At 69.0% G+C, this 21,189-nt stretch carries 20 protein-coding genes and 4 pseudogenes; 8 read left to right on the top strand and 16 right to left on the bottom strand.

The window, feature by feature from the left end; genetic code table 11:
* Positions 1 to 11 precede the first annotated feature (11 nt).
* The 5 genes from ABD236_RS23505 (at position 12) to ABD236_RS23485 (ending at position 3,247) form a co-directional block, all read left to right on the top strand.
* Positions 12 to 401 carry a hypothetical protein gene (locus tag ABD236_RS23505; protein ID WP_344076419.1) on the top strand — a complete coding sequence of 130 codons (390 nt, stop codon included), beginning with the start codon at positions 12 to 14 and terminating at the stop codon, positions 399 to 401.
* A gap of 419 nt (positions 402 to 820) precedes the next feature.
* A complete protein-coding gene (locus ABD236_RS23500; protein ID WP_344076417.1) occupies positions 821 to 1,288 on the top strand; it encodes a PHP domain-containing protein in 468 nt (155 codons plus the stop codon).
* Positions 1,289 to 2,017: 729 nt separating this feature from the next.
* Positions 2,018 to 2,341, top strand: coding sequence for a hypothetical protein (locus tag ABD236_RS23495; RefSeq protein WP_344076414.1), 324 nt, complete (start codon positions 2,018 to 2,020; stop codon positions 2,339 to 2,341).
* A gap of 179 nt (positions 2,342 to 2,520) precedes the next feature.
* Positions 2,521 to 3,075, top strand: a complete 555-nt coding sequence (locus ABD236_RS23490; RefSeq protein WP_344076412.1) for a hypothetical protein — start codon at positions 2,521 to 2,523, stop codon at positions 3,073 to 3,075.
* Complete coding sequence (locus ABD236_RS23485; protein ID WP_344076410.1) at positions 3,047 to 3,247, top strand: DUF6461 domain-containing protein; 201 nt, start codon at positions 3,047 to 3,049, stop codon at positions 3,245 to 3,247. Before ABD236_RS23490 ends, ABD236_RS23485 begins: the two co-directional genes overlap by 29 nt.
* Before the next feature lie 246 nt (positions 3,248 to 3,493).
* Here ABD236_RS23485 and ABD236_RS23480 read toward each other — a convergent pair.
* From ABD236_RS23480 to ABD236_RS23470, 3 genes and pseudogenes are all read right to left on the bottom strand, one after another.
* Positions 3,494 to 3,589, bottom strand: a pseudogene (locus ABD236_RS23480) (IS5/IS1182 family transposase); the annotation flags it as partial.
* Between the two features lie 81 nt (positions 3,590 to 3,670).
* Positions 3,671 to 5,020, bottom strand: a complete 1,350-nt coding sequence (locus ABD236_RS23475) for a lipase family protein (protein ID WP_344076408.1) — start codon at positions 5,018 to 5,020, stop codon at positions 3,671 to 3,673.
* 337 nt (positions 5,021 to 5,357) lie between these two features.
* Positions 5,358 to 5,564: a hypothetical protein gene (locus ABD236_RS23470; RefSeq protein WP_344076406.1), complete on the bottom strand. Its 207-nt coding sequence runs from the start codon at positions 5,562 to 5,564 to the stop codon at positions 5,358 to 5,360.
* Between the two features lie 488 nt (positions 5,565 to 6,052).
* Between ABD236_RS23470 and istA the strand changes: the two are divergent.
* Positions 6,053 to 7,651 (top strand): annotated as a pseudogene (istA, locus tag ABD236_RS23465) (IS21 family transposase).
* Positions 7,648 to 8,418: an ATP-binding protein gene (locus ABD236_RS23460; RefSeq protein WP_344076403.1), complete on the top strand. Its 771-nt coding sequence runs from the start codon at positions 7,648 to 7,650 to the stop codon at positions 8,416 to 8,418. Before istA ends, ABD236_RS23460 begins: the two are co-directional and overlap by 4 nt.
* A gap of 12 nt (positions 8,419 to 8,430) precedes the next feature.
* Here ABD236_RS23460 and ABD236_RS23455 read toward each other — a convergent pair whose 3' ends face one another.
* On the bottom strand, positions 8,431 to 8,694 hold the full coding sequence (locus tag ABD236_RS23455) for a hypothetical protein (RefSeq protein WP_344076401.1): 264 nt from the start codon (positions 8,692 to 8,694) through the stop codon (positions 8,431 to 8,433).
* A gap of 84 nt (positions 8,695 to 8,778) precedes the next feature.
* On the opposite strand from ABD236_RS23455, the gene ABD236_RS23450 reads away from it, so the two are divergent.
* Positions 8,779 to 8,952 (top strand): hypothetical protein, encoded by a 174-nt coding sequence (locus ABD236_RS23450; RefSeq protein ID WP_344076399.1) that lies wholly within the window; start codon positions 8,779 to 8,781, stop codon positions 8,950 to 8,952.
* Between the two features lie 214 nt (positions 8,953 to 9,166).
* Here ABD236_RS23450 and ABD236_RS23445 read toward each other — a convergent pair whose 3' ends face one another.
* The 12 genes and pseudogenes from ABD236_RS23445 to ABD236_RS23385 all read right to left on the bottom strand — a co-directional run bounded on the left by ABD236_RS23445 (position 9,167) and on the right by ABD236_RS23385 (position 21,100).
* Entirely contained in the window at positions 9,167 to 9,295 is a 129-nt protein-coding gene (locus tag ABD236_RS23445; protein WP_344076397.1) for a hypothetical protein, read from the bottom strand.
* Between the two features lie 232 nt (positions 9,296 to 9,527).
* Positions 9,528 to 10,565, bottom strand: coding sequence for a hypothetical protein (locus tag ABD236_RS23440; protein ID WP_344076395.1), 1,038 nt, complete (start codon positions 10,563 to 10,565; stop codon positions 9,528 to 9,530).
* 373 nt (positions 10,566 to 10,938) lie between these two features.
* Positions 10,939 to 11,175, bottom strand: a pseudogene (locus tag ABD236_RS23435) (methyltransferase); the annotation flags it as partial.
* 234 nt (positions 11,176 to 11,409) lie between these two features.
* Positions 11,410 to 12,864, bottom strand: coding sequence for an NUDIX hydrolase (locus ABD236_RS23430; protein WP_344076393.1), 1,455 nt, complete (start codon positions 12,862 to 12,864; stop codon positions 11,410 to 11,412).
* Positions 12,865 to 12,945: 81 nt separating this feature from the next.
* Positions 12,946 to 14,883 carry an ATP-binding cassette domain-containing protein gene (locus tag ABD236_RS23425; RefSeq protein ID WP_344076700.1) on the bottom strand — a complete coding sequence of 646 codons (1,938 nt, stop codon included), beginning with the start codon at positions 14,881 to 14,883 and terminating at the stop codon, positions 12,946 to 12,948.
* Positions 14,884 to 15,206: 323 nt separating this feature from the next.
* Positions 15,207 to 16,115 carry an SAM-dependent methyltransferase gene (locus ABD236_RS23420; protein WP_344076391.1) on the bottom strand — a complete coding sequence of 303 codons (909 nt, stop codon included), beginning with the start codon at positions 16,113 to 16,115 and terminating at the stop codon, positions 15,207 to 15,209.
* Positions 16,116 to 16,150: 35 nt separating this feature from the next.
* A complete protein-coding gene (locus tag ABD236_RS23415; protein WP_344076389.1) occupies positions 16,151 to 16,936 on the bottom strand; it encodes a GntR family transcriptional regulator in 786 nt (261 codons plus the stop codon).
* A gap of 58 nt (positions 16,937 to 16,994) precedes the next feature.
* Positions 16,995 to 17,207, bottom strand: a complete 213-nt coding sequence (locus ABD236_RS23410) for a hypothetical protein (protein WP_344076386.1) — start codon at positions 17,205 to 17,207, stop codon at positions 16,995 to 16,997.
* A 93-nt stretch (positions 17,208 to 17,300) separates the two neighbouring features.
* The gene (locus ABD236_RS23405) at positions 17,301 to 18,077 is read right to left on the bottom strand and encodes a class I SAM-dependent methyltransferase (RefSeq protein ID WP_344076384.1); all 777 of its coding nucleotides are present in this window, start codon (positions 18,075 to 18,077) and stop codon (positions 17,301 to 17,303) included.
* Complete coding sequence (locus ABD236_RS23400; RefSeq protein WP_344076382.1) at positions 18,074 to 19,321, bottom strand: cytochrome P450 family protein; 1,248 nt, start codon at positions 19,319 to 19,321, stop codon at positions 18,074 to 18,076. Before ABD236_RS23400 ends, ABD236_RS23405 begins: the two co-directional genes overlap by 4 nt.
* 12 nt (positions 19,322 to 19,333) lie before the next feature.
* A pseudogene (locus ABD236_RS35045) lies at positions 19,334 to 20,564 on the bottom strand (cytochrome P450 family protein).
* Positions 20,561 to 21,100 carry a GTP-binding protein gene (locus tag ABD236_RS23385; RefSeq protein ID WP_344076376.1) on the bottom strand — a complete coding sequence of 180 codons (540 nt, stop codon included), beginning with the start codon at positions 21,098 to 21,100 and terminating at the stop codon, positions 20,561 to 20,563. Before ABD236_RS23385 ends, ABD236_RS35045 begins: the two are co-directional and overlap by 4 nt.
* Between the last annotated feature and the right edge of the window lie 89 nt (positions 21,101 to 21,189).

The raw sequence follows: 21,189 nt of genomic DNA, 5'->3' as shown, positions 1-21,189 counted from the left end.
AGGAGTGAGCCATGCACCACAACTACCCGAGCTTTCCGGGGTTCGAGAACGTCAGTCTGGAGGACAGCTACGTACTCGACATCACGGTCCACCCTGGTGTTCTGACCCTCGAACTCGATCTGCTGCTCTTGCCCGGGCACCCCCTATACGGGACCCCGCTACCGGGGGAACGTGCCTGCTTCCGACCGGCCACGGTCGTCTTCTCGTCCGTACGTGACCTGCACTGGACGGGCCAGAGCGTCATCAAGCCTGCGATCGACGCGAGTGGCAGTGCCGACTTCGGATCAGTTGACTCCCTTGCCAGGCTCGATGCCGGCTACAAGATCGTGGGTGACTGGGGCGAGATCAACCTGCAGTCAGACGCACCTTCCTTGTCCATCTATTCGGCCTCCACTACTTGATCCAGACGAAACGGCCTAGCACTTGCTCGGTGAGAGTCAGTTAGCCCCAGGTCTTCACGGCAGAGGATCTTGGCACATCCAACCAATTCGCCGTGAAGCGTTTTCCCTTGTGGAGCCGCCCATCGGCACGGCGCCTCCACGTGCTCACGCACCAGCTCCCACCGGTCAAGATCAAGTGACAGAAACCTGGCATTGGTCAAGATCAAGTGGCAAACGGTCACGATCGCCTGTCGGAGGACAACAACAGCTGTCCTCTGACACGCCATCTTGATCGATTGACAAGTGATCTTGACCAATGCCGAGAAGCAGAACGCCTCGCCGTACCTGATGGCCGTGCAGACTGGCCGGTCCCATGGCTGGCTCGTGGGCTGCGAAGATCGGCGGATGTTGCCCATGGGTGAGTTCTTCCCGCGCGCGGCATGGGCGCTCTGGCGCCGACGGACCGGGACTGCGTCACCGGCACGGTCCGCTTCGTAAAGGCCTGCGCCGCCCACGGGGTGCGGCCCCTTCTCGGCGTCGATCTGGCTGTCACCGCGTATGCCCCGGCGGAGGCCGGGCCGCGGCGCCGCACGCCCCTCCGGGGCGGTGCCCACGTGCTCGAGCCGCGCGTTCGGGTCACCTGCCGCGCCCAGAACGCACTGGGGTGGGCGCGGCTGTGCCGTCTGGTGTCGGCCGCGGACACGGCGGCCGCGGACACGGCCGGTCCGCCGTTGCTGCCCGCCGACGCCCTCGCCGAGCACGCAGGCCCCGGCCTGATCGCTGTCCTGGGCCCCGCGTCCGAGCCGGTGCGCGCTGTGGCGGCCGGGCGACATCCGCTGCATGAAACACCCTGCGTGCCCGGGGGATTGAAGTCCGAGAATCCACCCGGTGCTCTCGATAACGACTGACTGGCAGACAGCTCGAGCCATTCCGCCTCCGGGGGAAAGCAAGGGAGTACCGCCTGGCTTCTCCCGGGCGTACCGCGGATGGCACGTCGGCAGGGCCCACTGGGGCGGGTCAACACCGCGTGACCGGCCCCAGGGTGACCGTAGCGAAGTCCGAAGAGTACGTGCACGAACCACGCCTGACCAGCGCGAATATGTCTATCGCCCGATTTCCCGAGGTTCTTCCTCAGACCGTATATGGAGTGCTCGCAAAGCCCCCAGCAGGCTGCCCAGCAGGCTGTCGGCCGAACGTGTAGCTGCGTCATCCAGCTGGGACTTGGTTGGCAGGAGCACGCGGTCCCGGTACGCAGCGTGCGTAGGGCCCGCATGGGCGGTTCAGACCGCATTGGGGTCGACGGCTCAAATTGGCGCGCTTCCTACGGTGGCCTGGTCGAGGAGCCAACAGATTCCCTCGGTGGCTTCAGGACGGCCTTCAGGATGTCGCTGGCTGTGGTCGGGCGGGGGAGAATGAGGCGCCGGTCTGCCGCGTACCTCGATATCCCGAACGACGAGGCGCGCTGGCTCGGCAGGTACGTGCGCCAGTACAGCGCGACCAGCAACACCGCGTACCGCGCGATGATCGCATCAAGGCGGGACAGGCGTTGGTTGAAGGCGTGAGACGCGTTCGCCTCCGCCGACGATCCGTCGACCGCTACCGCAACCGCCCTTCCTCTACCGGGTGTCTTTCCCTGCATGTGGCAACGCACTGAAGAGCACCGCGATCGTGACTTCGCCGCCGCGTCGTTCGCGGCATTGCTGAACCTGCTGCTCATCTGCCTCTGTCTCATGGGTGGAGACGGCGTCTGGACGGCCGACTGGATGGGCTATCCCGGGCCCATGGACTCGACTGCCGCTTCATACCAAGCAGACGTGGTGGAGTTCACCGCCTGGGCGGGCGCGGGAACCACGCTGCTGAGTCTCCTCTTGCGGTGCTGGGTGACGGCGGCGGTGCAGCTCGTTCTCCTTGGGGGCGGCGCACTGTTTCTCGCCTCACTGCCGACGTATTGGAATCCGTAAAGTGGTCGTTTAACGTCCGGCGCGAGCAGCGAACTTGGGGGTGGCAGGCTGTGGTCGTGACTATCGTGAGGGGTAACCAGCCCAGACCGCTGTCGACGTGCTGGCTCTACTGGATTGCCGTACCGACCGGGGACCAAGCGAGAGTCCTAGCGTCGCTGGGCCTTACCCGGCCCGTCCCCGTGACGTTCGCCGAGGCCGAGGCTGCCATCGATGAAGAAGGCCACAGGGAATCTGAGCTCAGTCCGGATGGACTGGCCCGGGTATACGTGAGTCCTGAGATCGAGGGATGGACTTTGGTGATCGGACCGTGGTGCGATCCGAGCAACACCGACAGAAGTGACGAGGTCCTGCGTCTGTGTGCTGACCTCAGTTCCCGCTACGGAGTGGCTCAGGCGTACTACTACGGCACGCAGAACGACGGCTCGGCCTGGCTGATCGCAGAGCACGGGGTGGTGGTGCGGCGCTACTGCGAAACCGGCGAGATCGACGACGGGCTCCTCACACTGGGACAGCCCCTTGCGCAGGAACGGGTCGAGCGGCAGCGTATGGGCCTGCCGCCGACTTGGACCGAGAACGAGCGCAACGCCGAGGCCGAGGAGAAGTGGAAGTGGCGGGCGTTCGACATGGCCCCCGTGATCGCCGCCTCCCTGGGCATCAGTCCTCTCGCCCGGACCCAGTCGATGCGCGTGCACGGCGTCGGCGTCCTTGCGAAGACACCTTCTCCGGTGCGCTGAACACCGCTGTCAGCACTTCGCCGAGGTCCTCTGGGTCGGGCTTCCCCTGACTGCCGAAGGAGAGCGCGATGAGAGCGCGCCGGATATCGACCGGAAATCGGCGGTCCTCGCCCTGACCGAAAGGCTCACCGGCATACCTCACCGAATCTCTCCTGCGAGACGCCACCTATGAACTGGAACCCGTCTCCGAGGAGTTCCCCGGCGTGGTCATAGTCATCACCGATGCCCACGGGGTGCGCCTGTACAAGGAATGGGCGTACGAGGAGATCGCGACAGGGTCAAACGGCGCACGGACGCAGGCCAACGCGCCGGTAGCGATTGCCAACAGCAGCCCGCCTGTGCGTCGTTCGGAAGCAAACCGGTGGCTGAGATTTGTCCCGCAGCTGATCCTCGAGTCGGCACGGGTGGGGTCGTCCCCTTATTGGTCAGTGCGCCCAGCCCCGCCGAGGATGAGGTTGTGGAGACGGGCGATACCGAGCATGGCGTGGTGGACTCCGTCGCCTTTGGGGCGGCAAAACAGCGCCGCTGTTCACGCGCTTATACGGGACGGCGCTAATCGGTCGTGGCGGAGCTCGCTGCGGCCCCCGTCAGGTCCTCATCCGGCGGGGACCGCCTCGTCAGCCGCAAGTGAGTTGCCTTCGGCGATGCTGCCGCAGGAGGACGGGGCCTGCTTGCCGGCGAACCGGGCGCGCAGCCAGGCGAGCGCGGTGGGCACCGTGGCCGTGGGCGCGGTCAAATGGCTGAGGACGTCGTACTGCTGGTACCAGACCGCGGCGTCGCCCTCGGCGCAGTACTTCCGCGCCAGCGCCCGTGTGTCCCCGGCGACCGTGGTGCCGTCGCCCGAGCCGATGCCCGCAATGTTGCTCGTGGTTCCCTCCAGGAAGCCGGCGTTGCCCTGACCGATGTAGCCGGGGACGGTCGGGGCCGGTGCCAGGCCAAGGTTGGACTTGTTAACCGTCTCGACGAGCTCGGGTACGGAGTTCGGGTTCGCGTACTCCGGCTTCGCCATCTTCTTCCACGTCAGACCGGGGTAGTGGCCCAGCGCGTCGGCGATCGAGGAGTGCTGGTGCTCGTCGACCAGCTGCTTGCCGTAGTCGTTCAGGTACTTCTTGATGTCGAAGTCGTACGAACGCGCTTGCCCGATGAGCAACTCCGGGATGAGCCCGGACCACACCTGACTGCCTTCGATGTACCTGAGGATGTGCGAGGGCTTCACGAGCACCCCGCCCTCGGCGTACCCCACCAGGCGCTTGTTGACGTCGGGGGCGTATGTGGGCGCGAGGGAAGCGGCCCAGTTGGTCGCGACGGCACCGCCGGAGTAGCCCATGAGGCCGACGCGCGCATCGGGGCTGATGCCGGTCCGCGACTCCGCGCTGGAAGCGGCACGCAAGGAGTCCAGCGTGTTGTACCCGTACTCGCGGGAGGCCGCGAGGTGGGCGGCCTGCCCCTCGGTGTCAGGCAGGACGACGTCGTAGCCGGACAGCAGGAGCGGCGCCACGAGCGTGGACTCGCCGTTCGCGATCAAGCCGCCGGGCAGCTTGAGGTTGCCCGCGACCGCCCGGGATGGACCGTCTTCGGGGTCGAGCGAGTCGTAGAACGACTGGTACGACACGACCTTGCGGCCGTCGCCACCGGGGCTGCGCAGCACGGAGGTCACGCCTGCGGACGGGTGGCCCTGCGCGTCGGTGGTGCGGTAGAGCAGCTGCGTCGCCTGGAGGGGGGTCGCGATACCCAGGACGTGGTACGGCAGCGTCCGGACCTTGAGCACGTCCCCGGGACTGTACGAGGACAGCGGCTTGCTGCCGTTGTAGGTGTAGAACGCGTCGCTCCCGGCAGTCGTCGACGAGGGCTGCTCCTGAGCGCCGGACGCGACAGCGGGCACGGCGGCGACGGCGAGGGCGACGACGCCCGTGATCGCGGCGTGCCACACTCTGCATGTGCGCATGACTCTCCCAAACGGTGTCAGCGGATCAGAGAGATGACCGCTACGGCCCGAGGGGGGAGTGGCCGAAGGTTGGTACCGGCGCAACCTTACAAAGGCACACGGCAGTTGGCCAGGGTGCGCCAGAGTCTTCACGGGACGAACGGCGGCTGAGTCAGTGACCCCACTCCGCCGATTCTCTTGTGCCTCTGACCGGTCGGAACCGTGCAGCGCCGGGGCCCTGGCTACCGACCGAGCGAGTCATGCCACGAGCGCGGTCTCCCTACCTGGGAAGACGCTTCACAACACCGGTCCTGGAGTATTTGACTTGCGTGCGGGGTCATCGTGGCTGCTCGCCGCGTCAGGGCGGTGTGGATGGCGGGCGACCCTTGAAGAGCTGGGCGTGGTGAAGGGAAGCGTTGTCCAGCACGATGGTGCAGGGGCGGTGCCGCTGGAAGCCGGACAGTGCGCCGAGGCTGTCGGCGCCGTCGGGCAGCCGGGCGATGTGAGTGCAGACGAAGTCGAGGACCATCTCCGCGTCGATCTTCCCCTCGACAGTGGTCCACACAAGCTCGGACCGGGGCCGGTGTCGTTCAACGCGCCGAGCACGTTGACCCGGCGGTTCTTGGTGTCCTCCCGCTTCACCACCACCCGTGTCCCAGTGCGGGCCCAGGTGGAGCCGGTGGGCAGGGTCGGCGAGGACCCGCACTCGTCCAGGTAATACAGATCCGCCACACCGGCTTCGGAGTTCAGCCGTACAGCCGTAAACCCTCCAGCCGCTCCCGTGCGGCGGCCTGGAGGGCCGGATCGGCCTGGTGCCGGATGCTGTCGCGGGTGCGTTTCCAGCGGAACCCGTCTCGGTGTCGACATTCAAGTTTTTTCCCAGGTTGGGCGGTTTGAGCGTCATGTAATTCCCCATCTCGAACTCTCCTAATTGGCCATGGGTAGCGCGGAGGTCGGGATCGAGGGACCTGGTCGTCGCGGAGCTGCCCGTGTTCCTCGTCCCGTGGTTCGGATGGCCGATGGGCAGTCCGGATGGCGAGGAGAACGTTCGTCGTGGTCGAGATCACCGAGATCTACGTTCACTGGTACGCGGGCCGCTCGAAGAGCGAGCTGGCCGCGTCGCTGGGGGTGGACCGCAAGACGGTCAGGAATTACCTGGCCCCGGCGGAAGCGGCGGGGATCAGCCCGGGCGGCCCGCCGATGAGCGAGGCAGACTGGTAAAGCTGATCAAGGAGTGGTTCCCCGGGCTCATCGACAGACGGCTAAGGCAGGTGACCTGGCCTGACATCGATCAGCACCGCGACTACATCAAGAGCCTGCTCGGGACGGTGACCGTCTCGACGATCCACCAGCGGCTGCGTGACGAGCACAAGCTGCAGGTGTCGATCTCCTCTCCTCCTTTCGCCGCTGGGTGCATGCGACGCTGCCGGACGAGGTGGCGAAGTCGCAGGTCACCGTGTTGCGCGACGACGTCGAGCCCGGATCGGAGGCTCAGATCGACTACGGCTTCCTCGGGCAGTGGATCGATCCGCGGACCGGGCAGCGCCATCGGGTCTGGGCGTTCGTGATGGTGCTGCCGTGTTCGCGGCACATGTTCGTCCGGCCGGTGCTGCACCTGGACCAGCACGCATGGACGAAAGCGCACGTCGCGGGGCCTTCCGATACTTCGGCGGCGTCCCGCGCCGGCTCGTCCCGGACAACCTGAAGACCGGCGTCGACAAGCCCAACCTCTACGACACGAAAATCAACAAGGCTTATGCCGAACTCGCCACTCACTACGGTGCGTTGGTTGATCCGGCTCGAGCGGCGAAGCCGAAGGACAAGCCGCGGGTCGAGCGGCAGATGCCCTATGTCCGCGACTCGTTCTGGCGAGGCCGGGAGTTCACCTCCATTGAGCACATGCAGGCCGAGGCCGTGACCTGGAGTCAGCAGGTCGCCGGACGGCGGAAGTGCCGGCCGCTAGGCGGGGCCGCCCCGATGGCCGTGTTCGACGCGTTGGAGGCGGCTGAACTGCTGCCTCTGCCGCCGACTCCGTTCGTGCTGGCCCGCTGGTCGACGGCCACGGTCGGTCCGGACATCCACATCAAGGTCGGCCGCACTCTCTGTTCGGTGCCGTGGAAGCTGATCGGCCGCCGCGTCGATGTCCGCTCGACCGCCACGATGGTGCAGGTCTTCCACCACGGCTCCCTCATCAAGACGCATACTGCCCTTGACCAGGGAAAACGCACCGACAAGAGCGACTATCCGCCGGAGAAGATCGCCTTCCAGATGCGGACGCCGGTCTGGTGCCGAAGCCAGGCGTCCGAGGTCGGCGACGCCTGCCGGGAGGTCGTCGACCAGCTACTGGAGGTCAACGTGCTCTATCGGCTCCGCGCTGCCCAGGGGGTGCTCGGCCTCCGGAAGAAGTACGGCGAGACACGGCTGGAAGCCGCTTGCGCCAGGGCCATCGCGGTCGGCGATCCGTCCTACCGCACCATCAAGGGCATCCTTATCGCCGGCACCGAGACCGAGCCCGAGACCAGCGGAGACGCCGGGGCTGCGGCCTTCCTCCACGGCCCGGACCGGCTCTTTGCCACCGTCGCGACCCCCGACACGACGGACGACATCCACGATGACCAGGTGCACGACGAAGCCGAGGTGGAAGCCCGATGACCGTGATAGACGCCGCCCTGCGGGAGTCACTCAAGGCCCTGCGACTGTCCGGCATGCTGGAAACCCTCGACGCCCGCCTCGCCCAGGCCCACGGCGGCGAACTCTGCCACCTCGACTTCCTCCAGGTTCTCTGCCAGGACGAGATCACCCGCCGCGAGACCGTCGCCTTCCAACGGCGTCTGCAGCGGGCGAAGTTCGAGCAGCAGGTCACCCTGGAGGAGTTCGACTTCACCGCCTCGTCGAAACTGCCCGCCGCCCAGATCCGCGACCTGGGCGCCTTGCGCTGGCTGCATGCCGGCGAGCCGGTCATCCTCTTCGGCCCCGTTCGGCGTCGGCAAGACCCACATCGCCCAGCCCTCGGCCACCTCGCCGTCCGCCAGGGCGCCCACGTCCGTTTCGCCAAGAACAGCCGCATCCTCGCCGACCTCGCCGGCGGTCACGCGGACCGCACCTGGGAGAAACGGATCCGCGAACTCATCCGGCCTGACGTCCTCATCCTCAATGACTTCGCGATGCGACAGCTGTCCGCTGCCCAGGCCGATGACATCTACGAACTCGTCTCCGAGCGGCAGGGACGCTCGCTGATCATCACGAGCAACCGGGCGCCCAGCGACTGGTATCCCCTCTTCCCCAACCCCGTCGTCGCCGAGTCGCTCCTGGACCGGCCCATCAATACCAGCCATCAGGTCATCATGAACGGCCCCAGCTACCGCCCGAACAAGCGGCCCAAGAACCCTACCGACAGGCCCGTCGAGCCACTCGCCTGACGACCCGACCGGTCAGGATCCGGCGTCGGCAGGCCGTTGATGCCCGCATGGTGCCGGATTGCCATCCTTGTCGAAGACCTCGGCGTCGCTTCCTGCGTTCACCCACACCGTGATGCCCTGGTCATGAACGACGACGTTGAACGGCGACTCCTCGGGCTCCGTCTCGGTCACGACGGTGAACTCCTCGCCCGGCCGCATCCAGTGATCAGTTCCCCACGGCTCCACCCACAGGCAGAGCAGGTTGCCTGTCTCGTTACTCACGCTGGTCCTCGACACGCAGGCACTCTAACGAGCCGCGTCGTCGGCCCGAGACGCCTGGACCGGACCGGCCGTCTGGGGGGGGCAGATGAACTCGCAGTCGTGTTCTGGAGCAATTTCGCTGTGCCGTCGGTGGCGCTGGGAGCCGCTGTGATAGCAAGCCATGCGGATACGGTGCTGGACTGCTCTCCCGCGTGCTGGATCTTCCTGACAGACAGTGGCGTGCTGATCGAGTTCCAGGACGGCGAAGGGTTCATGGTGGGACGCATTCCGTGATACCGAGGGCCTCGCAAGGCGTCTGCCTCCTCACGCAGCCTGGAGGGCTGCTCCAGGGCGCGGGGGACGGCCGCGGTTGGGTGGACGGGCTGGCGGCGATGATGTCTGTAGTCAGCACGGAGGTGTCCAGCAGTGCGCGGCGCAGCGGAGCGATCACCCGGCCGACGCCGCGACCTGGCGCACGTCCCTGCTCCGTGTCCGGCTCGGCGCGTGTTCAGGTGCGGTGGCCGCGGATGAAGGCGAAGCGGTCGGGGAAGACCAGCTCGGGTCCGGGGTGGGCGGCGTGCATCTCTTCGAGGCCCTTTTCGAGTTCGCTGTCGCTGAAGGTGGACAGGAGGGACATGGCTCCACCGCGATGCTGTACGCGAACGGGGCTTTCCTCCCGCAGCCGTGGTGGCGGGTCTTCCACCGCACCGGCCGGGTCCCCGGTGTCCGGTGGAACAGGGCCAGCGGATCGGAACCGAAGTGGGCGTTCGCACCCATGGTCACGCCCGTGAAAACCTCGTGCCGCGGCCCGCGCAGCGCCTCCTCCAAGCCCGTCGTATCGGCGGCGGTGCCGTGCTTGAAGCGGAGTGTCAGCCCACCGTCGAGGAGGGGGAGCACCGGGATGGTGCGGGCCTGTTGCCCTTGGGCGCGGACGAAACCGCAGTAGGTGAAGTGGCGGCATACAGCACCTCGCCGTGGCGTTCGAAGGTGACCGCTCGGGTGTAGCCGCCCATCTCCAGCGGCAGGGCCAGGCGTCCGCCCTCGGTCAACTGCTCCCGCCAGGCCGGGGTGATGTCCCAGCAGTTGTAGGTGATCACGCTGGCGTCGAAGCCGCCGCGCGGCACGAGACCAGCGGGCGCTCCGAAGGTGGCGTCAGTTTCGGTGGGGGTGACGCGTCCGCTGCCGGCGTCCGTGGTGAAGGCGCGGGTGCGGCGGACGACCCACGGGTCGATATCGGCGGTGACGACGCGCCCGTCGGGTCCGGTGACGTGCGCCAGCAGCTCGGCTTTGTAGCCGCCGGATCCCGCCTCGAACACGACCGCGCCCGGTTTCAGGGACAGGTGTTCGATCATGTCGGCCTGGGGCCAGACCGCGGACACCGAGCTGATTGCTGTCCCGGCTTCGTGGCGTCGGGTGACGACGACCCGGTCGCCGCCGTCGTAGGCGGTCTCAAGGTTTGCTTCCGGGGTGAAGCGGTGGCGCGGTACGGTCCGCAGCGCCTCTTGGACTGGTGCGGAGGGGGCCCAGCCGCCGTCGATGACCATCTGGGTCATCGACGCGCGCAGCCGGGCGGCCTCGGCCGGTTCCCCCGGTACGGGCGGCTGGTCGGCGGCGATGGGGCAGGAGGTCGCGGGCGGCAGGACGGGAAGGATGCCGGGCCATACGGCGTCGAGCGCGAGAGCGGCCGGGGCGAACACGTCCCCGACGCAGGCGAGGGCGTGGAGGTCGAAGAACTCCCAACGGTCGAATTTGTCCGGCTCGGGGTTGGCCAGAGTGCCCGTCCAGGCGGTGATGCGGACGACAGCCGTCAGCCGCGGGACCCCGTGGCTGTCGTCGATCAGCATTGTCACCACGTGCGCGTCGGCCGGATCGGCGACCAGCCCGGTCTCCTCGGCGAGTTCGCGCACGGCGGCTGCGGCGAAGTCCTCCGGGCCGGTGGTCTTTGCCGCCGGGCAGCTCGAGCATGCAGCGCCGGGAGCGGCCCAGCAGGACCCGGCCGGCGTCGTCGGTGACGACGGCGAAAGCGCCGGTCAGGGCGTGGCCGGTGGTCGGCCGCTTCTCGACGGCCCGCGTGTCGAGGTGGCACGGCCCGCGCAGGACCAGGAAGGCCAGACTGTCCGCGTCCAGCCGCTCCACCCTTTTCCAGCCCGCACCGAGCAGCGTGATCTCGTCCTCGTCCAGGGCGATCCCGCGCCGCTCCGCAGGGGTGTTCTCGACGATCGGAGTGATGACGACGAGTGCGCCGCCGTCGCGCAGCCGCTCGCCCAGCCCGTGAGCGATCCGGCCGCGGTCCCGCATGAACGGGTACACCAGCCGCAGCGTGATCAGTTCGTACCCCACCTCGTGCAGCGGGGCACGGTCGTCACGCTCGGTGTCCAGCTGCAGCCAGCGCACGCCCTCGATGCCGACGTGCTCCTCGCGGGCCCGGGCGATCGCGCTGTCCGTGAAGTCGACGGCGTCCACGGCGTAGCCCACCCTGGCCAGGTGGGCGGCCAGCTCCGCGGTCCCGCAGCCCACATCCAGGGCCCGGCCCCCACCCTCGGGGACCGGGGCGTGCTCGGCAAGGAGTTGCTGTTCGCGCTCACCGAGCGGCCGCCACCCCTTCCCCTCGCAGTAGTGCTGCTCCCACTCGTCGCGGGCTGTGTACGTCAACGTGCTGCTTGTCGTGATTGTGGGCCGGGTCACGGGCGCTGTTCGGTGCGCAGCCGGGCCCCGGGCTTGGGTGCGCAGGCCGCGCTCCGGTCACCCTGCTCACCAGCCCAGCTGGGAATAGGGGCGGCCTTCGGAGATTGCGGTGATGGCCGTGCGGGTGTAGGAGACGAGGCGGTCCGGGAGCTCGTGCCGCGGCCACCACCGCCAGGTCAGGCACTTGTCGGGCTCGCGAACCTCTGGGGTGCCCTCCCACCGGCGAGCCCGGAAGATGAGCTGCATCAGAGGCAGGCTGCCCGGCGCGTCGACCACGTGGACGACGTGCGCGAGCTCCACGTCTGCGGGGTTGATGATCAGTCCTGCCTCCTCCCACGCCTCGCGTACCAGGCATGAGAGGGCCGACTCCTGCTCGCACCGCCCGGCGAGGTAGTGCCAGGTGTCGCCCGCGTACTTCGAGTCGGGGTGACGCAGGCCGAGAAGCACCCGGCCTTCGGCGTCTTCGAGGTGGAGGTGGACTCCGACGCCGTTCAGCACCACCCGGCTGCCCCCGTCCCACACGCGAGGAGCCACGGCCGGCTCACTGCCCGGGGGGTTCTCAGCCGCGTGCCGACGAATCAGGTCCCGGGTGGACGGGCTCAGGCGCAGCCGGTCCAGTTCGTCGACCGCGAACCAGCGCAGCAGCACACCCTCATGCAGGGCGAGTCGATCAGGGTTGCCGCGCCAACGGCCGACGAAGACCTGGACAGGGACGCTGAGGCCGTCGATGCTGGTGGCGGACTCCAGGGTGTAGGGCTTCAAGGCCTCGAGACGGAGGTCGGGCACCTCCTCGGACAGCTCCCGCAGCAGGGTGCCCTCCAGGCTCAGGTCGTCGTGGGTACGGCCGCCGCCGAGAAGGGCGAACGCCCCCGACTGCCACATGACGCCGGGCTTGTGGTCGCGCAGGTGAAGCAGGTACCGGTGGGCCCCGTCGTGGATCAGTGCGGAAGCGTTCACCGGCTTCGGCCTGCCGTCCAGGTGCGCCGCGAGGAGTTTCGCGCGCAGCGTCGGCGAGGTGACCTCCGGCTGCGGGAGCCACTGGGCACCAGAGACCTCCTCGTCCTGTAGCACGATCGTTGGAGGCTCCTCGGCGGCGAGGTAAAAGACGAAGCGGAAGTCGTAGTGGCGGTGGACCGGTTCCCCCTTGGACGGGCTGACGGCGATGTCGATGGGAGAGCCGAGCAGCTGCCGGGTCAGGCACAGGGCGCCCGGCGCGATCCCGGCCTCCTCCCCCGTCTCGCGCAGGGCCGCCGCGAGCAGTGTGCGGTCCTCGGGCTCGATGTGGCCACCGGGAGTGAGCATGAGGCCGCCGGTGGCCCGGTGCCGGATGTGAAGGACCCGGCCGTGCCGGTCGATGATGACGGCGCTGCACATGATGTGCCCGGGCAGCGTCGTCCGGGCGCTCGCGTCGACGGTTCGGTTCAGGGCGGTGAGGAGCCCGGCAAGGGCTGCACGCTCGCTGGGGTGCCGGTCGAGGTAGGCCTCGGCGGTCCTTCGGATTGCGGTGGGGCTGGGTGGCATGGGCTTCTCTCGCCTTCGATGTCGTGGGGGCGGGGTGGCCGGGTAGCGGGAGCTGGGGGCAAGGGGAGGTCTCTCGGTGGATCAGCTCGTCGTCTCGTGGCCGGACGGTTGGGCGCTGCGGGGGCCGGGAACGCCGTCGGGTGTCGGCGCGAGCCCGTACTGGGCGGCCTGGGCTGTGAACATCCCGTGGTACAGGCCGCCGTTGCGGGACATCAGGTCCTCGTGGGTGCCGTCCTCGACGACGCGCCCCTGATCGAGGACGTAGATGTGGTCGGCGCGCATGGTCGCGGCGAGCCGGTGGGTGACGAGCACGACGGCGTGCCCCTCCTCGGCCAGGGACCACAGCCCCTCGAACGCGGCGATCTCCGCGTGAGGGTCGAGGGCGCTGGTCGGCTCGTCGACCAGCAGGAACGGCGCCAGCCTGTACCTTGTTCGAGCGGATCCCAGCTTCTGCCACTGTCCGCCCGAGAGCTGGACACCGCGCTCGTAGCCCTTGAACACGATCGAGTCCCAGCCGTGCGGCAGGCCCTCGACCAGTTCGAGCACGTCCGCCTCGCCGGCGGCCTTGCGGACGCGGTCCATGTCCCGTGGCCGGTCGCCGATCCCGATGGCCACGTTCGCGGCAGCGGTCATCTCCCAGCGCGGGAAGTCCTGTGCCAGCAAGCCGACTTCGGCGAAGACCTGGGTGCGGTTCGCCTCACGCAGCTCGACCCGCTCGCCGGACTCGCCCACCCACCACACGTCTCCCGCTCCCTCGGCGGGCAGCAGCAGTCCGGCCAGCACTTTTGTGAGCGTGGTCTTCCCCGAGCCGTTCGCCCCCACCAGGGCCGTCACCTTCCCCCGCGGCACCCGCACGCTCACGTCCTTCAGGGAAGGGGTGTCGGCACCCGGGTAGGTGAACGACACCGCCTGCGTCCTCACCTCCCGCACCGGAGCGGGCAACGGCGTACCGGTGCGCGGGATCGTGTTCTGGCCCGCCACTTTGATGGCGTCCTCGGTGTCGGTGAGGAACAGCAGCTCCTCGTACAGCCGGTTGACCTGCTGCACCAGTGACGTGAGCCGCGCCGTCGATGTACGGATGGCGATGACCGCTGTCCCGCCGACGGCGAGCGGCAGACCGCCGGTGGCCAGCAGCCACCACAGCACGCCGTAGCAGGCCAGCGACGCCACGCCGGCGAACGCGCCCGCGACCAGGTCCGTCAAAGCCTGCGCCCGGGCCAGGCGCCGCTGCTCCGCCTCCGTCTGCCGTGACATCTCCTTGTAGCTGGAGAGCAGTTTCGCGCCGGCGGCGTGCACGCGGATCTCCCCGGCGGCGTGCGGGCGGGTCAGGTAGGCCAGCAGGGACGCGATCGCCCTGCGGTGGTCGACCCAGTTCATCCGGGAGAGGTAGTCACGGCGCGCGGAGCGGACCGCGCCCCACCCCTTGGGAAGGGCGATCGCCAGCAGCATCGGCAAGAGAGCCCAGTGCAGCGCGGCGAGCACGACCGCGGCAGCTGCCATGCCGATCACCACGTTGCCCACGCCGACCGACAGCCGCAGCATTCTGCGGGCCGAGTCCGTGCCGAACTTCCCGGCCTCAAGAGTTCGCTGGACCTCCGGCCGTTCGGTCGCCTCCACCTCCACGCCGGTGACGGCCGTGTAGTACCGGGCGGAGACCGCCCGTTCCACCTGCGGCTCCAGTCGGCCCGACATCGCGGTCGACCACGCCGCGAGCACGGCGCCGACCACTCCTGTAACCGCGAGGACGGCCAGGGATGGCAGGGCGTCGCGGAGCTTGTCCACGGTCGGGCCGTCGGCGAACAACTGCGCGAGGACGCCGTTGACCGCCACCAGGCCCCACGCGGCGCTCACGCCCTGCCCGACTTCGGCCGCCACGACCCCCATCAGTGCGCGCCGGTCCGCTCGCCAGCCGGTGCGCAGCACCATGCCCACCATGTGCGGCAGCGCAGCCGCCATATGCCCGAACTTCAGCCGGGTCAGCGGTCCTTCATGACGGACGTAGGACTGGTCGTAGCGCAGCCGGCCCCCATACAGCTCCCGTTCCGCGTTCGAGATGTTGTCTGTGGCTCCGGCCTTCGGGCCGCTTGCGATCTCGCTGCTGTCTGGTTCGACTGACGTCAACGTGTTCCCCCTCGTGGACGTGGTGGTGGCGTCGCCGTGTTCAACGACGCCGCACGATTTCGAGCACCTGTTCCTTTCGGACGGGTTGCGCGCGCTGTGATTCAGCGGCTTTTTGAAGGTGCGCGGTGCACCGACCCTTGCCACGCCCGGGCACGCGTTCGGGGGTGATTGGCCGAAACGCCGACCATCGGGCGCTGCGGCGGCTGGCGGTCAGCCGAAGCTCACAGCGGGGCCTCACCCTCGCCGCCTCGGGTGGACGGAAGGCCCAGGCGCAGCATCATGACCGCGTGGTCGGTCAGCCCAGCTTCACGTGGTTCCTGGTGGTAGTCGCAGGCGAGGACGCCGACCGCGTGGCGGGTGGAGAAGAAGAGGTGATCGAAACGGAAGCCGTTGCCGCTGCGCCCGAACCAGGAATGGTCGACCTTGTCAGGGTGCAGGTGGCGGAAGGCGTCAGTGAGGCCGGCGGACTGGAAGGAGTCGTAGAAGGCGTACTCCCACTGGCCGAACACCTTGTGAGCAGGCTGGTGGCCGCGCTCGATGACGTTGAGGTCCCCGGCCACGATGACGGGCATGTACGGGAAGACGGCGCGCAGCCGCAGGAGGCTCTCGGTGACCGCCTCCTGGAACTCGATCTGCGGGTGGGCGAGCACCCCGGGCATGAGCCGGATGTCGGCGTGGAAGACTCTCGGGTTGCCGTAGAGGCCGGACATGGTGCTCTGGGCGCGCCCGGCGACGATGCCGTCGATCTCCACGTGCACGATCGTGGCCTGGAGCAGCACGTCCAGCAGCAGCGGCGTCTCGCGCCGCCGAAGGGCCCGCGACCAGTCGTGGGCGTAGCCGCAGCCCAGATCGAGGATCTGCGCGAAGCCCCGCTCCGCCAGGAAGTGGGCGATCAAGGTGCCGTGCAGGCGGTTGTTGACGGCCGCCGTACGGACTGTTTCGTCGATCTCGGCCAGGCGCCGTGCGGAGGCTGCGCCGATCCGGAATTCCCCCCTGCCCCCACTGAGCCAGTGGCAGACACGCGCCGGGTTGGGGCTGAGGAAGGAATCGCCCCCCCCCACGTCGTACGGGCTCCCGGCCCCCTTCCACGACGGCTCGTAGTGGTGGTATTCCGTGTCATCGCCCCGCATGCTGTACCCCTGGTTCGGATCACGGGCGGTCGCGCTCATGGCTGGCCCGCAGCGCGCCGGACCACGCGGATCTTTAGGCCCTTGCCTTCAATGAGGTGCTGCTCTCGCAGTCGTTGCAGAGCCGCCACGACCGTGCTGCGTGACACACCGAATTCCGTTGCCAGGACCTCGCTGGCCAAGCATTCACCCCCGGGGAACTCGGGGTCGGCGATGCGGGCCTTGAGTGCCGCCTCCACGTCGGCGACGAGCGTCATCTGGGCGCTGTATGACCAGCGTGCCGGCGCCTGTACGGGGGCGGGCAGTGGCCATGCGCCGATCGCCGCGGGGACGTGGAGCAGTTGCCCGTCCTTGAGTGCCTGTACGGCGCCCGCCACGATGTGCGGCGGTTCCTGGTAGAGCTCGGTCAGGCAGCGCCGGGTGCGGACTTGTCCCTGGGGCCAGGCGCCGGTGTTGATGTCTTCGCGCATCTGTGCGGCGAGAGCCAGGCTGCGCTTGCGTACGCTCACCTTGGCCTCCGGGGGCGCGTACAGGGGGTCGTCGCCCTGCTTGATCTGGTCGCGCGCACCATGGGCGATCACTGCCCGGCCGCGCTGGCACGAGGCGATGATGCCTGTCTGTTGCAGGTGGTGCACGGCTTCCACCATGGCCTCTGTGGGCACGCCGAGTTCGATGGCGAGGAACGCCATCGGAGGGGTGGTCGCCAGCGCGGGGTAGGTGCCATCAGCGATGCGTGCACGCAGCCTCTGCACAGCTCGTTTGGTCTGCGGGTGCTGCCGTCGGCGGATGGCGGTGGGCGGCGCCGGTGAAATGGCGGCGGCCATCGCTGCCCTCCGGCGTGGAGCCCGGCGTGCTGGCATGAGCTGCCACCTCGGCAGTCGGCTACGGCAGCCGGCCGGGGAAGACGAGGCTCAGGCCGATCAGGATGAGGCAGCCGAGGGGGAACGCGGCGCATGAGCGCAGGTACGCGCGCCAGAACGGCATGGGCGCGCAGGGAGAGGGTGCGGCTGTGGTGCGGCGGGCGCGGATGGATGCGATGAGGAGCGCGAAGTAGAGGGGGACGATGACGTAGACCAGGGTGGTGCGAAGGATCACGGTGGGGTGGTCTCACGGTGAAGTGCCGATCTGGGATGCAGGGTTGGTGTGAGGGCCGCAGGAGCGGAGGGGTCACGCTCCGCGCCGGGCGGGCTATGCAAGTGGCGGGCCCCCCGGTACGCGGGCTGTGTCGCTGGTGGCGGGTGGGCCGCCGTCGACGACCACGGGGTGGCCGTGGTTTGCATTGCCGTGCCAGCCACGCAGGATCAGGCCGGTGAGGTTGCGGCTGCGGGTGCGGTAGTGCCTGGCGAAGGCCCAGCCGTCACCAAGGTCGTGGATCTGTTCCAGGGTCATGGCGCGCCGGTAGGGGTCGCGGGCGTTGAGGGGCGTGCTCTCTTCGAGGGGGATCAGTGCGTGGAAGACGCCGCCGTTGGACAACCATGGGGTCACGGTGGTGCGCAGATGCGGCCAGTGGAGGTAGGGCAGGGACAGGCGGCAGGTGACGATGTCGACGCTGCCCGGCGCGTGGTCGGGTGGGACCGGGGCGGCATCGACGTCCCATAGCTGGTAGCTCTGGCGGGGGCCCGCCATGCGCCGGGCGCGTTTGATGGCCTCGGAGGAATAGTCGTAGCCGGTGACGCTCAGGCCCCACCGGGCAAGCTGGCGTGTCCAGGTGCCTACCCCGCAGCCGATATCCACCGCGGTCTGGCCCGGGAGGGGGTCGATGTAGCGGCAGAACTGCTCGCTTTCGACCTGTGTGATCTGGCGGACGGCGCCCGTCAGGTACCACGTGTCCCACTGGGCGGCGGTCAAGGACGACGCGGGTGGGACCAGGCCCTCGTCCCGGGTGGCGGCGGCTGGGGGTTCGGTGTTCATGAAGGCCTCTGCGGGAGGAAGGGGATCGGTGCGGCCGCCGACGAGGACGTTCACCGGGCCGCGTCGATCACGTCAGGTGCCGGGTGCACGAAGGCCGGCAGCGTGGCGTGCCCGTTGGCGATGAACGACGGCACAGGGCGCAGCTCGTGCGGGGGGACGGCGAGGGCCAGTTGCGGGAAGCGGGTGAACAGCTCACGTAGGGCGATGGTGGCTTCGAGGCGGGCCAGGGGTGCGCCGAGGCAGAAGTGGACGCCGTGGCCGAAGGCGTAGTGCTCGGTGGAGCGGCGCTCAAGGTCGAAGGTGTCGGCCTGGTCGTGGAGGGCGGGGTGGCGGCCGGCTGCGGCGTAGGAGATGAGGATCGCCTCGCCTTGGGCGATGGTGACACCGCCGGCGAGGGGGATGTCCTTCACGGCGTAGCGCAGGGGGAGGTGGGCGACGGGGGCCTGGTAGCGCAGAGCTTCCTCGACAACCGTTTTCCAGGGCGCCGCGCCGCTGCTGGCCAGGGCGCGCTGCTTGGGGTGGGTGAGCAGGGCGGTGATGGCCTGGTCGATGAGGTTGACGGTGGTCTCGTATCCGGCGCTGATGACCAGCAGCAGGGTGTCCAGGAGCTCTTGGTGGGTCAGGGGGCGTTCTGTGGCGGTTGTCTGGGTGGCGAGGAGGTCGCTGGTGAGGTCGTCGCCCGGCTGTTCGCGTTTGAGGGTGACGAGGTCGTCCAGCAGGGTGTAGAGGCGGGCCGTGTTGGCGTGCGCCTGCTCGGGGGTGAGGGTGGTGTCGAAGACGCCGTCGACAAGGTCGCGGAAGCCGGCGGTGGTGTCGGGCGCCAGGCCCATGAGGTCGGCGATGACCTGGATCGGCAGCGGCAGCGCGAAGTGCTCGCGCAGGTCAACCGCCTCTCCTGCGGGCGTGGTGTGCAGCTGGTCGAGGAGGGCGGAGGTGATCTCCTCGATGCGACCGGTCAGACGGGTGATGCGGCGGCTGCCGAAGGCCGGGCTGATCAGGCGGCGCAGCCGCCGGTGGTCGGAGCCGTAGGTGGTGAACATGTTCTCCACCGCCACCCACAGCGCCAGCGGCCACGTTGCGACGATGTCGTGGGGGAAGCGCGGCCAGTGCTGGCGGGCGTCTTTGGACACCCGGTCGTCGGTGAGCAGTTGGCGGATCAGGGCGGGGTCGGTGACGGCCCAGGCCTCGACGCCCAGGACGTCGACGCGGGTGAGGGGTCCGCGCTCGCGCAGCGCGGCGTCCTCCCCGGTCCGGTCGCGGCCCGTGGGGTCCAGGACGAACGGCGTGACACGGTTCATGAGCCTCCTCCTTCAGTGGTGAGGGCGGGCGGTGCTGGGGGAGAACTGGACGGGCAGGGCTGCCAGGGCACGGTGGAAGGGACCGGGCCGCCACGCAGGGCGCGTGCCGGGGGCCATGCGCAGGTCCGGCAGGACGTCGAAGAGGACGTCGATGGCGCTCTGGGCGATCAGATAGGCGGGGGTGCCGGGCCGGGCAGGCGTGCGGCCCGGCACTGAAGGCCAGGTGGGAGCGGTTTCCGGCCCGGTCGGCCGCGGCGATGGCGGGATCGTTGTTGCATCCGGCCAGGGAGATGATGACCGGCTGGTGTGCGGGCAGCACCAGCTGCTGGCTCACCGCGACGGCCCGGGTGGGGTAGCTCAGGCAGTAGTTCGCCATCGGCGGGTCGCTGAACAGCGTCTCGTCCAGGGCGTCCCGTGGCGTGAGGCTGCCGCCGAGCACACCGTCGGCGAAGCGCGCGTCGGACAGCAGGAGCAGGACAGTGTTGGCGATCAGGTTCTGCTGGGGTTCGATGCCCGCGCCGTAAAGGGTGACCAGCTGATGGATCAGCTCGGCCTCGTCCAGCTGCGCGGGGTGTGCCACCAGGCGGGTGGTGATGTCGTCGCCGGGGTGAGTGCGGCGCAGCTCGACCAGCTCGACCAGCGCCTGCTGGAGAAGGGCGTTGCCTGCGGCCGCGTCACTGCCGCCCTCGAAGATCTGCGCCATGCCGCGGGCGACGCGCGCGCCGGTCTCGGGCGGGCAGCCGAGTATGTGGTTGAGGGTGTGGAACGCCACGGGCCAGGCGAAGTCGGTGATCACGTCGGCGTGCCCGGCTGAGCGGAACTGATCGATCTGGTGGCCGGTGATGGCTTCGACGGTGGTGCGCAGACGGTGCTGGTCGATGCCGGCCAGACTGTCGGTGGTGGCTTGCCGGTAGCGGGTGTGCTCGAGCCCGGCGCTGCGCAGCGCGTTGGGCCGCCATTTCAGCATCGGCAGGATCGGGCAGTCGCGGGGGATGCTGCCCTGCCAGGTGCGAGGGTCGGCGGGGAAGGTGCGCGGGTCGTTCAGGATGCGCACGGCGTCGTAGTAGCCGATCACCAGCGTGGCGGGCACACCCGGGTCCAGCTCCACCGGCACATACGGGCCGAACCGCTGGCGCATGCCCTCATAGGCGCGGTGCGGATCCGGCGCGAACTCTGGTGCGTACAGCGGGACGCGGGCGACCGCGTCGTGGGGCCCGGGGAAGGCGGGCGCGGGGCTGGTCATGGACGGGTCTCCTGTCGGCGGGCCAGGTAGTGGACGAGGGTGATCAGCGCGTCCAGGCTGGCCGCGCGGTCGCGGGCGTCACACAGAACGAGGGGGGTGCGCTCCGCCAGATCCAGGGCCTGACGTATCTCCTCGGCAGGAAAGCGGCGGGCGCCGGTGAACTCGTTCACCGCCACGGCGAAGGGCAGGCCGCGCTCTTCTATGAATCCGAGGACCGCGTCGGAGGCCTCCAGGCGCCGGGTGTCGACCAGCACCAGCGCGCCGAGCGCGCCGTGCGCGAGGTCGTCCCACAGCGGCCAGAACCGCTGCTGACCGGGCGTCCCGAACAGATAGAGCACCAGGCGCTCGTTGAGGGTGAGGCGTCCGAAGTCCAGCGCGACGGTCGTCTCGTGCTTGTCCGCCAGCCCGGCCAGGTCATCAACGCCCGTACTGGCCTGGGTGATCGGCTCCTCGGTGCGCAGCGGCTCGATCTCGGAGACGCTGTTGACCAGGGTGGTCTTGCCGACCCCGAAGTGCCCGGCGATGAGGATCTTCACGGAGCGGTTCACCGTCGGCGCCAGGTAGGAGACCTGCGCCGGATGCGGCCCATCGGATTCCGCACTGCTCCGGGCCCCGCGGGGCGGGG

Source organism: Streptomyces crystallinus, from assembly GCF_039521265.1.
GTDB classification, from domain to species: Bacteria; Actinomycetota; Actinomycetes; order Streptomycetales; family Streptomycetaceae; genus Streptomyces; species Streptomyces crystallinus.
Note: the sequence above shows the minus strand (reverse complement) of the source record. Positions and strands in the feature narration are given on the sequence as shown.